14 protein-coding genes are annotated in these 13640 nt (G+C 61.3%); 12 read left to right on the top strand and 2 right to left on the bottom strand.

The window, feature by feature from the left end; genetic code table 11:
• Both gltB and ABIB66_RS40325 read left to right on the top strand, forming a co-directional pair.
• Nucleotides 1-4365: glutamate synthase large subunit (gltB, locus tag ABIB66_RS40330; protein WP_354259246.1), on the top strand; the 4365-nt coding region annotated here is incomplete at its 5' end.
• Between the two features lie 769 nt (nt 4366-5134).
• Nucleotides 5135-5341 carry a hypothetical protein gene (locus ABIB66_RS40325; protein ID WP_354259243.1) on the top strand — a complete coding sequence of 69 codons (207 nt, stop codon included), beginning with the start codon at nt 5135-5137 and terminating at the stop codon, nt 5339-5341.
• A 727-nt stretch (nt 5342-6068) separates the two neighbouring features.
• Here ABIB66_RS40325 and ABIB66_RS40320 read toward each other — a convergent pair.
• The gene (locus ABIB66_RS40320; protein WP_354211002.1) at nt 6069-6659 is read right to left on the bottom strand and encodes a hypothetical protein; all 591 of its coding nucleotides are present in this window, start codon (nt 6657-6659) and stop codon (nt 6069-6071) included.
• A gap of 318 nt (nt 6660-6977) precedes the next feature.
• Here ABIB66_RS40320 and ABIB66_RS40315 point away from each other — a divergent pair, with 318 nt between their 5' ends.
• From ABIB66_RS40315 to ABIB66_RS40290, 6 genes are all read left to right on the top strand, one after another.
• A complete protein-coding gene (locus tag ABIB66_RS40315; RefSeq protein ID WP_354259240.1) occupies nt 6978-7298 on the top strand; it encodes an iron-sulfur cluster assembly accessory protein in 321 nt (106 codons plus the stop codon).
• Between the two features lie 39 nt (nt 7299-7337).
• Nucleotides 7338-7607 (top strand): hypothetical protein, encoded by a 270-nt coding sequence (locus ABIB66_RS40310; protein ID WP_354259237.1) that lies wholly within the window; start codon nt 7338-7340, stop codon nt 7605-7607.
• An 18-nt stretch (nt 7608-7625) separates the two neighbouring features.
• Nucleotides 7626-8819 (top strand): cysteine desulfurase NifS, encoded by a 1194-nt coding sequence (gene nifS / locus ABIB66_RS40305; RefSeq protein ID WP_354259234.1) that lies wholly within the window; start codon nt 7626-7628, stop codon nt 8817-8819.
• Entirely contained in the window at nt 8816-9037 is a 222-nt protein-coding gene (nifT, locus tag ABIB66_RS40300) for a putative nitrogen fixation protein NifT (RefSeq protein WP_085399342.1), read from the top strand. The genes nifS and nifT overlap by 4 nt, the downstream gene beginning before the upstream one ends.
• A 391-nt stretch (nt 9038-9428) precedes the next feature.
• Complete coding sequence (nifB, locus tag ABIB66_RS40295; protein ID WP_354259231.1) at nt 9429-10982, top strand: nitrogenase cofactor biosynthesis protein NifB; 1554 nt, start codon at nt 9429-9431, stop codon at nt 10980-10982.
• Between the two features lie 16 nt (nt 10983-10998).
• A complete protein-coding gene (locus tag ABIB66_RS40290; protein ID WP_354259227.1) occupies nt 10999-11223 on the top strand; it encodes a 4Fe-4S binding protein in 225 nt (74 codons plus the stop codon).
• 761 nt (nt 11224-11984) lie between these two features.
• On the opposite strand, the gene ABIB66_RS40285 is transcribed toward ABIB66_RS40290, so the two are convergent.
• Nucleotides 11985-12122, bottom strand: a complete 138-nt coding sequence (locus tag ABIB66_RS40285) for a hypothetical protein (RefSeq protein ID WP_354259225.1) — start codon at nt 12120-12122, stop codon at nt 11985-11987.
• Between the two features lie 195 nt (nt 12123-12317).
• Between ABIB66_RS40285 and ABIB66_RS40280 the strand changes: the two genes are divergently transcribed.
• Genes ABIB66_RS40280 through ABIB66_RS43755 form a run of 4 tightly spaced genes read left to right on the top strand, consistent with a single transcriptional unit; the run spans nt 12318 to nt 13583 of the window.
• The gene (locus tag ABIB66_RS40280; protein WP_354259222.1) at nt 12318-12635 is read left to right on the top strand and encodes a nitrogen fixation protein NifZ; all 318 of its coding nucleotides are present in this window, start codon (nt 12318-12320) and stop codon (nt 12633-12635) included.
• Nucleotides 12635-12889: a nitrogen fixation protein NifZ gene (locus ABIB66_RS40275; protein WP_354259219.1), complete on the top strand. Its 255-nt coding sequence runs from the start codon at nt 12635-12637 to the stop codon at nt 12887-12889. Before ABIB66_RS40280 ends, ABIB66_RS40275 begins: the two co-directional genes overlap by 1 nt.
• Entirely contained in the window at nt 12886-13245 is a 360-nt protein-coding gene (locus ABIB66_RS40270) for a DUF3024 domain-containing protein (protein ID WP_354259216.1), read from the top strand. The genes ABIB66_RS40275 and ABIB66_RS40270 overlap by 4 nt, the downstream gene beginning before the upstream one ends.
• A 5-nt stretch (nt 13246-13250) precedes the next feature.
• Nucleotides 13251-13583 carry a DUF6129 family protein gene (locus tag ABIB66_RS43755; RefSeq protein ID WP_502918359.1) on the top strand — a complete coding sequence of 111 codons (333 nt, stop codon included), beginning with the start codon at nt 13251-13253 and terminating at the stop codon, nt 13581-13583.
• The last annotated feature ends 57 nt before the right edge of the window (nt 13584-13640 follow it).

The following is a 13640-nucleotide window of genomic DNA, read 5'->3' as shown; positions in this document are numbered from 1 at the left end:
TACGCCATCGGCGCGCTGTTCATGCCGCGCGACACCGCCTGGCGCAACGTCATCAAGAGCATCATCGCCGATCAGATCAAGGAAGAGGGCCTGACGCTGCTCGGCTGGCGCGACGTGCCGACCGACAATTCCTCGCTCGGCGTCACCGTGAAGCCGACCGAGCCCGCCTGCATGCAGGTGTTCATCGGCCGCAACGGCACCGCCAAGACCGAGGACGATTTCGAGCGCCGGCTCTACATCCTGCGCAAGTCGATTTCGCAAGCGATCTATCAGCGCCGCGACCGCGGCCTCGCCGGCTATTATCCCTGCTCGATGTCTTGCCGCACCGTGATCTACAAGGGCATGTTCCTCGCCGACCAGCTCGGCAAGTACTATCCCGATCTGCACGAAGAGGACTTCGAGAGCGCGCTCGCGCTCGTTCACCAGCGCTTCTCGACCAACACCTTGCCGACCTGGTCGCTGGCGCATCCCTACCGCATGATCGCGCATAACGGCGAGATCAACGCGCTGCGCGGCAACGTCAACTGGATGGCGGCGCGCCAGGCCTCGGTGAGCTCCGAGCTGTACGGCAAGGACATCAACCGGCTCTGGCCGATCTCCTACGAAGGCCAGTCGGACACCGCCTGCTTCGACAACGCGCTCGAATTCCTGGTGCAGGGCGGCTATTCGCTGCCGCACGCGGTCATGATGATGATTCCGGAGGCGTGGGCCGGCAATCCCTTGATGGATGAGAAGCGCCGCGCCTTCTACGAATATCATGCCGCCCTGATGGAGCCGTGGGACGGCCCCGCTGCGATCGCCTTCACCGACGGCCGCCAGATCGGTGCCACGCTCGACCGCAACGGCCTTCGGCCGGCGCGCTATCTCGTCACCAAGGACGACCGCATCGTGATGGCGTCCGAGATGGGCGTGCTGACGATTCCCGAGGACCAGATCATCACCAAGTGGCGCTTGCAGCCCGGCAAGATGCTGCTGGTCGACCTCGAGCAGGGCCGCCTCATCCCCGACGACGAGATCAAGGCCGAGCTCGCCAGGAGCCATCCCTACACCGAGTGGCTGGAGCGGACCCAGATCGTGCTGGAAGATCTGCCGAAGGTGCCGACCACCGGCGTGCGCTCCAACCTGTCGCTGCTCGATCGCCAGCAGGCGTTCGGCTACAGCCAGGAAGACATCACCATCCTGATGACGCCGATGGCCTCGATTGGCAAGGAAGCGGTCGGCTCGATGGGCAACGACACGCCGATCTCGGCGCTGTCGGCCAGGGCCAAGCCGCTGTTCACCTACTTCAAGCAGAACTTTGCGCAGGTCACCAATCCGCCGATCGACCCGATCCGCGAGGAGCTGGTGATGAGCCTCGTCTCCATTATCGGACCCCGGCCGAACCTGTTCGACCTCCCGGGACTTGCCACCACCAAGCGCCTCGAAGCACGACAGCCGATTCTGATCGACGCGGACCTTGAAAAGATCCGCTCAATCTCCGAGGTCGCTGAGTCACACTTCAAGTCGCGCGCGCTCGACACCACCTTCCACGCCGGTCTCGGCGCGGCCGGCATGGACCCGGTGCTGGACGAGCTCTGCGCGCGCGCCGAAAGCGCCGTGCGCGAAGGCGTCAACATCATCATCCTGTCCGACCGCATGGTCGGCACCGACCGGGTTCCGATCCCGTCGCTGCTGGCCTGCGCCGCCGTGCATCACCATCTGATCCGCACCGGACTGCGCACCTCGGTCGGCCTCGTCGTTGAATCCGGCGAGCCGCGCGAAGTGCATCACTTCGCCTGCCTGGCCGGCTACGGCGCGGAAGCGATCAATCCGTATCTCGCGTTCGAGACCATTACCGCGATGAAGGACCGCCTGCCCGGCTCGCTCGACGATTACGAGATCGTCAAGCGCTACATCAAGTCGATCGGAAAGGGCCTGCTCAAGGTGATGTCCAAGATGGGCATCTCGACCTACCAGTCCTATTGCGGCGCGCAGATCTTCGACGCCATCGGCCTGAAGGCGGAATTCGTCGGCAAATTCTTCGCCGGCACCCACACCCGCGTCGAGGGCGTCGGTCTTGGCGAGATCGCCGAAGAGGCGGTGCGCCGTCACGCCGACGCGTTCGGCGATGCGCTCGTTTACAAGACTTCGCTCGATGTCGGCGGCGAATATGCCTATCGCAGCCGCGGCGAGGACCATGCATGGACCGCCGAGTCGGTGGGGCTGCTGCAGCACGCCGCGCGTGGCAATTCGCTGGAACGCTACCGTGCTTTCGCGAAGATCCTCAACGAGCAGTCGGAGCGTCTCCTGACGCTGCGCGGCCTGTTCCGGATCAAGAACGCGGACGAGGAGAAGCGCAAGCCGGTGCCGCTCGACCAGATCGAGCCGGCCAAGGACATCGTCAAGCGTTTCGCCACCGGCGCGATGAGCTTCGGCTCGATCTCGCGCGAGGCGCACACCACGCTCGCGATTGCCATGAACCGGATCGGCGGCAAGTCGAACACCGGCGAAGGCGGCGAGGAAGCCGACCGCTTCGAGCCGATGCCGAACGGCGACAGCATGCGCTCGGCGATCAAGCAGGTCGCCTCCGGCCGCTTCGGCGTCACCACGGAGTATCTCGTCAACTCCGACATGATGCAGATCAAGATGGCGCAGGGCGCCAAGCCCGGCGAAGGCGGCCAGTTGCCCGGCCACAAGGTGGACGCGACCATCGCAAAGGTCCGGCACTCGACGCCGGGCGTCGGCCTGATCTCGCCGCCGCCGCACCACGACATCTACTCGATCGAGGATCTGGCGCAGCTCATCTACGACCTCAAGAACGTCAACCCGGACGGCGCGGTTTCGGTCAAGCTGGTCTCCGAGATCGGGGTCGGCACGGTTGCCGCGGGCGTCGCCAAGGCGCGCGCCGACCATGTCACCATCGCGGGCTTCGAGGGCGGCACCGGCGCTTCGCCGCTGACCTCGATCAAGCACGCGGGGTCACCGTGGGAGATCGGCCTCGCCGAAACCCACCAGACGCTGGTGCGCGAGCGGCTGCGCAGCCGCATCGTGGTCCAGGTCGACGGCGGCTTCCGCACCGGCCGTGACGTCGTGATCGGCGCGCTGCTCGGCGCCGACGAGTTCGGCTTCGCCACCGCGCCCTTGATCGCGGCCGGCTGCATCATGATGCGCAAGTGCCATCTCAACACCTGCCCGGTCGGCGTCGCGACCCAGGACCCCGTCCTGCGCAAGCGCTTCACCGGCCAGCCCGAGCATGTGATCAACTACTTCTTCTTCGTCGCCGAGGAGGTCCGCGAGATCATGGCCTCGCTCGGCTTCCGCAGCTTCAACGAGATGATCGGCCAGGTGCAGCTGCTCGACCAGACCAAGCTGGTCGCGCACTGGAAGGCCAAGGGCCTCGACTTCTCGAAGCTGTTCGTCAAGCAGAAGGAAGAGAAGGGCCAGAAAATCTATCACTCCGAGCGCCAGAACCATCATCTGGAAGCCGTGCTCGACCGTACGCTGATCGAGCAGGCGACGCCTGCGCTCGACCGCGGTGCGCCGGTGAAGATCGAGGCCAAGATCAACAGCACCAACCGCTCCGCGGGCGCGATGCTGTCGGGTGCGGTCGCCAAGATCTACGGCCATGCCGGCCTGCCGCATGAGACCATCCATGTCAGCCTCAAGGGCACTGCCGGCCAGGCTTTCGGCGCGTGGCTGGCGCAAGGCGTCACCTTCGAGCTCGAAGGCGAAGCCAACGACTATGTCGGCAAGGGCCTCTCGGGCGGCAAGATCATCGTCAAGCCGCCGGCCAACAGCGGCATCGTGCCGGAAGAGAGCATCATCGTCGGCAACACCGTGATGTATGGCGCCATTCAAGGCGAGTGTTACTTCCGCGGCATCGCCGGCGAGCGATTTGCCGTGCGCAATTCCGGCGCCGTGGCGGTGGTCGAGGGCGCGGGCGACCATTGCTGCGAATACATGACCGGCGGCATCGTGGTCGTGCTCGGCAAGACCGGGCGCAACTTCGCGGCCGGCATGTCCGGCGGCATCGCCTATGTGCTGGACGAGACCGGCGACTTCGACAGGCTGTGCAACATGGCGATGGTCGAGCTGGAGCCGGTGCTGTCGGAAGAGCTGATCAACGCCGGCACCTATCACCACTCCGGTGACCTCGAGGCCCACGGCCGGGTCGACGTGTTCAAGGACCTGCTCGCCTCCGACGTCGAGCGCCTCCACGTCCTGATCACGCGCCATGCCAAAGCGACCGGCTCCCGGCGCGCCGCCGACATCCTGGCCAACTGGAAGGACTGGCTGCCCAAATTCCGCAAGGTGATGCCGGTCGAATACCGGCGCGCGCTGCGCGAGATGGCCGCCAACGCCGACGCCGAGCCGAATCGCGATTGAGCTCCGGAAGCTGAGACAGTACCACCGACATACCGAACACCGCACGCGCCCGATGATGATAAAGCGCTAACACCGCTCCCACACGCGTCCGGCCAGCGCACCCCGAAGCAGATCCTCACGAGAGGGCCGGCTGAGACGTTCCTGCCTCGTGATCACGCGAGATCGTTTTGACGTCCGCTACGCGTCGTTCTGAGGAAGGTACGGGATCGGGGCGCCTGGAGCGCAATGACAGTGAGGGTTGCAGGACAGCAGGTGAGGGCTGCTATACGCTCGCCGTCGCCTGGTCAGTTGAAGTTCATCGAAGATCGGCAAAAAGCCCGCATGATTTCATCGTCACTGCCCTGCTGATTGCATCAATCAAGATCAATTGTCCCTTACTGTAGGCAATCCCGACGAAGGCGCTTGGAATAGCGCGCCGCTTTTGCCACGGAGGCGCACACCAGGGTCACACTCTGCGCCGGTGGTCCGTACATGCCACAAGCATCGCAATTGGCGACCCCGCAGTTGAACTGCGAACTGTGTCGCGGAAATGGAAGATAAATGCGGGGCTGCCGGCAAACAGCGCTTTGTTCTAGGAAGTGCGTCAACCGCTTCCACGCGCGGCGTGAGGCCGACCACAAATGGCTTCGCTTCTTGCGAACTGCTTGACGCGTGGCACCCGAATCGCTGCAGCCGCCGCCGTGCTCTCGCAAGATGGACGCCGGCAGAATAGTTCTGCTGCAACCATGGACACAGGCGTGACGCTTTCAAGAGTGAGTGGACGAATCAGATGAAGACCTCGGCAACAATCATCGACTTCACTGCTTACAGGATGAAGCGCGCTGCGGCCAAGCTGTCATCCGACACGGTCGGCTCGATAGCGCCATACGAAGCGGTCGGATCCTTCTATTTCTTCTGGTGCTTGCTAGCCTTGATCCCGTTTGCCTCGCTCGATCTGCTCCGCATCGAAACAGCAACCTTCGTGAGCAATCCTTAAGGACGCCGCGGATGGCCGCAGCCGAGGCTGAATGAGAAATCCACCCGCCTGCGCGACCTCTCGCGCGTGCTGTGGATTACAGCGGCGGGCACTCGGGCAGGTATCTCCGATCGAGTCCAGCACCACGACCAGTTCAGCGACAGCTTAGTCCCCCGACACTCCTTGCGGCGGATCTTGCCGAGCGATTTCGCAGGCACGTTGGCGCGCATGCGGGTCGGCGCGGTCCTGCGTCCAGCCGTGCACCTCGCACTCGCGGATGGCGCTGGCTTTCCGCAGCACGGTGATCGCCCAGCCGCTGGGCATCCCGATCGCCGGCAGTCATTCCTCGAACATCAGCACAGTGATCGCTCCTCGCGCGACCTCTCAGCGCGGCTCAGGCCGGCAAAGGCCTGGAGCACAACGCCAAAGCTGATCCATACACCGTCGATCAACCCTCTGAAATATGACCGCGAATAGGAGCCGATCATCATTGGAATGTTCGGATCCCAATGGACGCAGCCAGCCGGACCCTCGCGGCCAGCCGCCCCTCGGTGTAATTGACGACAGTACTCATGGCCAACACACACCTACCAGAGCAGTCGTGTGATCTCCCAAACGTAGGCCGAGAAGTCCATCACGAGGATGTCAGAGCCAGTCCCAGGCGAGGCGGTACTGTGACTCGCTCTGGGTGCAGTGACTCCCTCTGCGGCAGACTCGTCGAGTTGGCGAGGGGGCCTGAGGCGATGCCTCAGACTGGGCGGTTTTCGCCTCTGTTCTTCACCGGCTCCATTTTGGCCAAACCGTCCTCGTATGAGATCTCACTGTATGATCCACCGATGTCCTTGGCCGCGTCGAGCAAGTAGTCGAGCCTACCGGCCGTACCGAACTTCTTGATGTCATTCTTGTCGACGCCGGCGAGGTCCATCATCTCCTTCCACACAGTTGATTCGTCGCAAGGCAGAATGCGGAAGGTGATGTCGCCTATCTTGACGCGGTACTTCGCGAGCAGATCGATGTTGTTGCAGAAGATGAAATAGCTGCCTTTGGGGCTCAGCCTGCTATCCAGCACCTTTGCGGCCTCGGGTAGATACGCGAAGGAATGCAGATATCCGGCAAGGACTGGGATGGTCGGCTCGCCTTCCTGCGCGATCGCAAGAACTTGTTCGATGGAATAGTCCGGGGGTCGTTTTTCGTCGGCCAGCTGAGCTTGGAACTTCAGCGCGATGTCCCCCCGGAATCCAAATCGCCCCGACTTCGTTGTTTCACTCTTAAGCACCGCATTCAATAGCCGCCCCTCCTTGTCCAACGGGCCAAGAGCAGTGTTGTCAATCGACGTCATGGAAAGGCTCCTCATCAATGCGTGGTGTGCACGCGTCGCGCAAAGCGACGTGTCCGCTACGCTTATGCAAGTTGTTTGCCGTCACGCTATCTCCGCGGCGTAGGCGGCAGCTTGGCGCTATGGGCATGGATACGTGCTGGCACCGTCGCGAGGTCTTGGCCGGATGACGCGGCGGCCGGGAAACCTCGTGTCGAAAACCCGACACACAAGTCGTGAATCGAACAGTGGCCGCACGCTAATCCTTCATTTCAGCTGCATCTCGACTGGCATGGGATTTGCGAAACGTGCCTTGCGACAAGACCTGAAAGCGAGTCAAAAATGATCAACCTAACGGATAACGCCATCAATGCATTGAGGGCCGCAATCTCCACGACAGGGCAGCCGGCGAGCGGCCTGCGGATCATGGTTGATGGCGGCGGCTGCGAAGGGTTCACATACAAGATGGATCTCGCGCATGGGCCGAGCTCAGATGATGCCGTGGTCGAGCTAGACGGCATCAAACTCTTCGTCGACAGCGCGACCCAAGAGCATCTCAACGGTACCACGATCGATTTCGTGCTGTCGCCCGAAGGATCGGGGTTCCGATTCGACAATCCAAATGCCAAGTCGAGCTGCTCCTGCGAGAAACCGTGCAGGTGAGCCTGTCCTCGACCATCCGCAATAGAAGGGCGTCGAAACATGGGCATCAAGGTTGCACCAACGAAGCAGCCTCCGATTTCTGAGCCTTCCGATTGCGAGCAAATTGTCGGAGCCGTGCTCGACGAGAATCGGGCGAGCCTCAGGCGGGATCGTGGAGATCGTGAGCTCATCGTCAGGCTGACCGGCGCCTGCATGTCAGGCAAGCTTGCGGGCACGACGCTCGCGGCCATTCAGGCGCGTCTGATCGAGCGGCTCGGCGAGTTCGTCCGCCTGATCCCGCTCCGCGGAGCTGCCAAAGGGCGACATTAAGTGCAGAGCGGACAGTCCGTGCGGCCGATCTACCTGGATAACAACGCGACGACCCGCGCACATCCGTTGGTCGTTGCGGCGATGCTGCCATTCTTCTCTACACAATTCGGCAATGCGTCCTCCGCGCATGCATTCGGCAGCGAGGTTGCGCCCGCATTGAAACAGGCGCGCCGGAACCTGCAGTCCCTCATTGGCGCTGCATTCGATCATGAGATCGTCTTCACCTCGGGCGGGACTGAAGCCGACAACACAGCGATCCTGTCTGCGCTAGCCGTGCAGGAGGGACGCGACGAGATCGTCACAACGGCCGTTGAGCATCCGGCCGTGCTGTCCCTTGCCGAGGAGTTGGGTCGACGAGGAATCAAGACCCATATCATTCCGGTAGATGCCAGCGGCCGACTGGACATCGAGACTTATAGCAACGCATTGTCGAGGCGCACGTCAGTCGCCTCGGTCATGTGGGCCAATAATGAGACCGGTACGATCTTTCCGGTGAAGTCCCTCGCCAAGATGGCGCGATCAGTCGGCGCGCTCTTTCACACCGACGCAGTCCAGGCGGTCGGCCGAATTCCGATTGACCTGAAGGCTACGGACATCGACATGCTGTCGCTCTCCGGGCACAAGTTCCATGGTCCGAAGGGGATCGGCGCGCTGTACGTGCGCAGGGACGTCAAGTTCCGGCGGCTGCTTTTCGGCGGCGTACAAGAGCGGCGTCGCCGCGCTGGTACCCAAAACGTTCCGGGTATTGTTGGACTCGGCAAGGCGGCGGAACTCGCTGCGGCAAACCTCATACAAGACCAGATGCAGATTGGCGCCCTTCGCGACCGGCTGGAGCAGGGCATTCTCGCTCACGGCTGTTGCATCGTGCTTGGCCATGTCAAGAACCGCTTGCCAAATACGTCCAACATTGCTTTCGAGCATCTCGAAGCAGAGGCCATCGTCCACCACCTGAACCACAACGGAATTGCCGTCTCACTCGGTTCAGCCTGCGCGTCCGGCTCGATGGAGCCATCCCATGTCCTGCGCGCGATGAGAGTACCACCGGCCTTTTTGCGCGGCGCGGTTCGCTTCTCGCTGTCGCGCGAGACCGCGCCAGATGAGATCGACCGTGTCCTGCAAGTCATGCCGGACATCACTGCCAAACAGAGAGCCTTGTGGCGTGCGTGTCAGGAGCGCGCGGGCGAGAGCTCACAACGTGCGGAGCTCCCATGAAGGTTATGATTCGCCGTTCGCCCGAGACGGGCCTTTCGATTTATGTGCCAAAGAAGGATCTTGAGGAGCCGATCGTCGAATGGGAGCACGAGACGCTGTGGGGCGGTTGGATCAGAATCGCGAACGGCTGGGTGCTCGACCTACCCGCGATGGCGAGTGACACCACCCTACCAATCACTGTCAACGCTAAGAAGCGCGGCGGCGAAGCAACCGAATGATGAATGCTGCGGTTCCACAGAACCTCGCCAACCGGCGGATGCGGAAGCTATTCTTGGCGGGGCCTTCCGGCACCTGGGAGGAACGCGACACCATTCCCCTGGCTTGGGCCTGGCGTGACCGGCCACCCGCCCCGCGTTTTGCCAAGGGCGTTGGTGAAGCAGCGAACTCGTCGTCAAAACAACGCTGCCAGCGCTCTTGTGATCGCAATCTCTGTCAGCTTTCCAACATGAGTTGATAAACTGACATTCGAGCGAGCGTTACCTAACTACTTGAAGCAAACCGCAAAAGTCGTTTCGGGCAGGCATGGCACGCCAGTTGCTCTTAGCTTTTCGGAAAACGACTCTGTGGATGCTTGCCGGAAGGGTTCGGCTTGCGAATAGAATTGGAAAAATGAGTACTTCAGCGCAACACCAGGTATCCTGCGGCGGCGGCGAGATCAGCGAGACCATGCAAGCGGTCACTAAGCACAAGGGCTGCGGTACCATCGGCGCCAGCGGGAAGGCGAGCTGCGGATCTCAGACCGGCATCAGCAATCTGCCCGATGAGATCTGGGAAAAGGTGAAGAACCATCCCTGCTACAGCGAGGAGGCGCACCACCATTATGCCCGCATGCATGTCGCGGTCGCACCCGCCTGCAATATCCAGTGCAATTACTGCAATCGTAAATACGATTGCGCCAACGAATCGCGCCCCGGCATTGTCAGCGAGAAGTTGACGCCGGAGCAGGCCGCCAAGAGGGTGCTGGCGGTCGCTTCCGCGATCCCTCAGATGAGCGTGGTCGGCGTTGCCGGCCCTGGCGATCCGCTAGCGAATCCGGACAAGACATTCAAGACGTTCGAGCTTGTGAACAAGCTCGCGCCAGGTATCAAGCTGTGCCTCTCGACGAACGGTCTTGCGCTAGCCGATCATGTCGACACGATCGCAAGACTCAAGATCGATCACGTGACGATCACGATCAACATGATCGATCCCGAAATTGGTGCGAAGATCTATCCCTGGATCTTTTACCGCCACAAGCGCTACACCGGCGTTGAAGCTGCAAGCATCCTTAGCAATCGGCAGCTCCAGGGCGTGGAGATGCTCACCGCGCGCGGCATCCTGTGCAAAGTCAACTCGGTGATGATTCCCGGGATTAACGATCAACATCTGGTTGAGGTGAACAAGGCTGTGAAGTCGCGCGGGGCCTTCCTGCATAACGTGATGCCGCTGATATCGTCGCCCGAGCACGGCACCGTGTTCGGTCTCAGGGGGCAACGCGGTCCGACCGCACAGGAAGTGACAGCGTTGCAGGATAGCTGCGAAGGCAAGATGAACATGATGCGTCATTGTCGTCAGTGCCGGGCCGACGCCGTCGGACTGCTCGGAGAGGACCGGGGCTCGGAGTTCACCGTGGAAAAGATCATGGCGATGGACATCAAATACGACGAGCAGCCCCGACAGGCATATCAGGCCGAAGTCGAGAAAACGCACATCGCAAAGCTTGCGGCCAAGCAGGAGGAGCTCACGGGGCTCGACAGCGCTTCCAGCGAAATCAAAGTACTGGTGGCGGTTGCAACCAAGGGCTCGGGATTGATCAACCAGCACTTCGGTCACGCCAAGGAGTTCCAGATCTACGAGCTCTCGACTTCAGGCGCGAAATTCGTTGGTCATCGTCCTATCCATCCCTATTGCCAGGGCGGCCATGGCGAGGACAGCAAGCTCGAAATCGCCATCGGCGCTATCAAGGATTGCCACGCCGTATTCGTGTCGAAGATCGGCGGCTGCCCGAAGGCGGAATTGATCAAGGCCGGCATCGAGCCGGTCGATCAGCACGCCTGCGAGTTCATCGATGCGTCGACGATCGCCTGGTTCAAACTCTATCTCGATAAAGTCAATGAGCGGAAGATCAAGCACCTTGAGCGGGTCGAACCGGCCCGCCACAATGCGCTGATTTCCGCCGCCTGAAGAATGGGTTCAGACAATGCCGTTCAAGATCATCGCCTCGCAATGCACGGGCTGTTCAGCGTGCGAAACGCAATGCCCAAATCTTGCTATTTCCGAGGTAGCCGGCGTTTTCCTGATCGATTCGGAGATATGCACCGAGTGCGCCGGCTACTTTGACGAACCGCAATGCGTGTTGGTTTGCCCAGTTGACAACACATGCGTGCTCGACCCAGCACTGCCACGCTATCGGGCGCCCGCCTGAGGACCGCGACATGGATGTCACCACGACACGAACGGTTCAGAAACTTGAGAGGATGACGCTTCGCCTTGACGAGGTGGCGACCGCGGCTGTCGCCCTCTCAGACGACGGCTCGCCCTCGTGGCCGACGTTTTCGCCAATTGCTAAGCCATGTTCTGGCGACGCGAACGTCGAGGGCAACGCGCTGCCGGCCCGAAGGCTGCGGTCTTGAACGTCGAGGATCGATTTCGCCGATGGGTCCACCAAGAGCGGACTCGTCTTCCGCGATATCAATCCAGTCACCTGCGGCCATCTTTGAACAGGCGCCATTCATGCCAGAGGCCTTCTTCAGTCGGTCATCCGAGCGAAACGAGGCGTCCTCACCCAGCCCTGTGTTGGTCGCAAGGTGTCGAGCCGGTCGATCATCATTGGAGGACGGCAGGGTTATCCTATCACCTCGATGAAGACGCAGAAAATCAACCTATGTCAAGCCAAGGCGTTCGTGATGCGGATATGATTTTGCTGCCGACCGGCGCGGTGGTGCCACCAGCCCGAATTCGGCTGCTATGAGAGTACCTCACGTGGGTCTTGCTATTATCGCTCAAGGCTTGTTGCCCACTGGGAGAGGCGTCTCGGGCAACTCGAGGGAGGGACGGCGGTTGCCGAGAGACTGCTGGGCCGCAGTCCCGCGCACAAGATTGGCGCCAAGGTTTGTGAGGCACGCTCGAGCGGATGGGCGGGACCATGAGTGATGTCATCCACGATGCCCCCAGTTGCCGGGGCAATCAGGTCGATTCTGCGGCTGCGCGTGTCGCGCTGAACCGCACTTCTTGCTGCCGGCTCAGGTTCGTTGCGTCAACGACGGACTCGCGTGCAGCATCGGCGGCTTCCTCAACATCAATCATGGGCTCGCGGATCGCCATCTCAAGCATCCGTTTTGGGGTGCCCGGCGTTGATGTTGACGCATCGTCATCCCCGTCGGCTCATCCAATACGTGGTCGCAAGCCGCGCGGCGGTGCGGGAATCGACGGAGTTGATCGAGAATCATGATAGGGCGGTCCGTAACGCCGGGCGCTCGCGAAGCGCCGCACAGTTGAAGCATGGAAAGAGACGGCAGCATGAGCAATATCGCCCGTGATAGTGACATCGTCGAGTTGACGGACGTGCCCTTCTTTGATTATGGCGACAAGGTGCGGGCCAACCGCACCATCCGAAACGACGGCACCTATGTGGGCAAGGAGATCGGTGAGGTTCTCGTCAAGAAAGGCGAGCTTGGCTATGTCGTCTCGATCGGTACGTTCCTGCAACAATTTTATATCTATGGGGTCGAATTCCTCGCTTCAGGCTATCGCGTCGGCATGAAACGCAAAGAGCTTGATCTAGTCACGCGAAGCCACGGAGGCGAGGAGCCTTGCTTGTCAGGAGGAGCACCCTGATGATCGAACCAAGGTTGCCAAAATACCGCTCAGGCCAACGTGTCGAGGCGGCAATCGATCTGCTCAACGACGGCTCCTTTCCCGACGCCTCGGCGGAAGAGTGTCTGGTCAGCGTCGGACGCATTGGTGAGATCGTCCAGGTCGGTCTCCATACGGAAGCGAACCTACCCATCTATATGGTCGAGTTCGGCAAGCAGTTGGTGGTTGGCTGCCTCGAGGCAGAGATCTCCGCAGTCCAGGACATCGCGCAATGAACGCCGCCATCATCAGACAACATCATTCGGGATTGCCTGCGCATCCCAACGAGCTCGACCGGTGGCGGATCGTGCGCGCGCTGACCGGGCGCGAGCGCTACCGATATGTCTCGCCAAAGGTGACACCGGTTGCTGGCGGCTATCTTGTCGAGAGCCTGTGCTGCTCTGGCAATATCGATCCGGAGGGAGGCCTCGTCGATGTCGCGCTGTTACACCACGATAAGACTGCGGCGGCATGGTGGCTGTTCCGCAAAGATCACGGCAAGGGCGTCTGGGAGTGGCATTCTACCCATCAACGGCTTGGCTTGGCGACAGCGGTTCTGAACGCCGACCCTGAACGTTTGTTCTGGAAATAGGGATTATGGAGATGGTGCTCGCTGCAGGCGAATTGACGAACATCGAGCAGACGCTCGCCGCTATTGATACAGCGTCTGAGCCCTGCCTCACGCTCCGGCAGAAATTTCCACATCTCGCCTGGATTTGTTGCGAGGCCTCGGACATGACGCAGAGTCCGTTCCGCCGCGTTGGAGAGTTCGACCTGCATCTGCTCGACAGTGGCGGTCAGTGTGCACAGATTACGGATGATCCGCAGCGAGCCACCGGCATTGTGCTGGCCAGGCGCTCTGGCAACTCATGCTCAAGTAATCGCCTGCCGGTGCCAAGCTCACCCAGGACGGCTGGGCCCGCGGGTTGATTACCATGCGGTAGTGACCAGCCCGGGGAGTATCACGACGCTCGTTCGTCGGGTCCA

It is taken from the genome of Bradyrhizobium sp. F1.13.3, from assembly GCF_040548265.1.
GTDB lineage: Bacteria > Pseudomonadota > Alphaproteobacteria > Rhizobiales > Xanthobacteraceae > Bradyrhizobium.
Note: the sequence above shows the minus strand (reverse complement) of the source record. Positions and strands in the feature narration are given on the sequence as shown.

Coding starts and splice junctions, on each gene's coding strand:
- ABIB66_RS40325 (WP_354259243.1), top strand. CDS start 5,135: ATGAAGACCTCGGCAACAATCATCGACTTCACTGCTTACAGGATGAAG.
- ABIB66_RS40320 (WP_354211002.1), bottom strand. CDS start 6,659: ATGACGTCGATTGACAACACTGCTCTTGGCCCGTTGGACAAGGAGGGG.
- ABIB66_RS40315 (WP_354259240.1), top strand. CDS start 6,978: ATGATCAACCTAACGGATAACGCCATCAATGCATTGAGGGCCGCAATC.
- ABIB66_RS40310 (WP_354259237.1), top strand. CDS start 7,338: ATGGGCATCAAGGTTGCACCAACGAAGCAGCCTCCGATTTCTGAGCCT.
- nifT (WP_085399342.1), top strand. CDS start 8,816: ATGAAGGTTATGATTCGCCGTTCGCCCGAGACGGGCCTTTCGATTTAT.
- nifB (WP_354259231.1), top strand. CDS start 9,429: ATGAGTACTTCAGCGCAACACCAGGTATCCTGCGGCGGCGGCGAGATC.
- ABIB66_RS40290 (WP_354259227.1), top strand. CDS start 10,999: ATGCCGTTCAAGATCATCGCCTCGCAATGCACGGGCTGTTCAGCGTGC.
- ABIB66_RS40285 (WP_354259225.1), bottom strand. CDS start 12,122: ATGGCGATCCGCGAGCCCATGATTGATGTTGAGGAAGCCGCCGATGCT.
- ABIB66_RS40280 (WP_354259222.1), top strand. CDS start 12,318: ATGAGCAATATCGCCCGTGATAGTGACATCGTCGAGTTGACGGACGTG.
- ABIB66_RS40275 (WP_354259219.1), top strand. CDS start 12,635: ATGATCGAACCAAGGTTGCCAAAATACCGCTCAGGCCAACGTGTCGAG.
- ABIB66_RS40270 (WP_354259216.1), top strand. CDS start 12,886: ATGAACGCCGCCATCATCAGACAACATCATTCGGGATTGCCTGCGCAT.
- ABIB66_RS43755 (WP_502918359.1), top strand. CDS start 13,251: ATGGAGATGGTGCTCGCTGCAGGCGAATTGACGAACATCGAGCAGACG.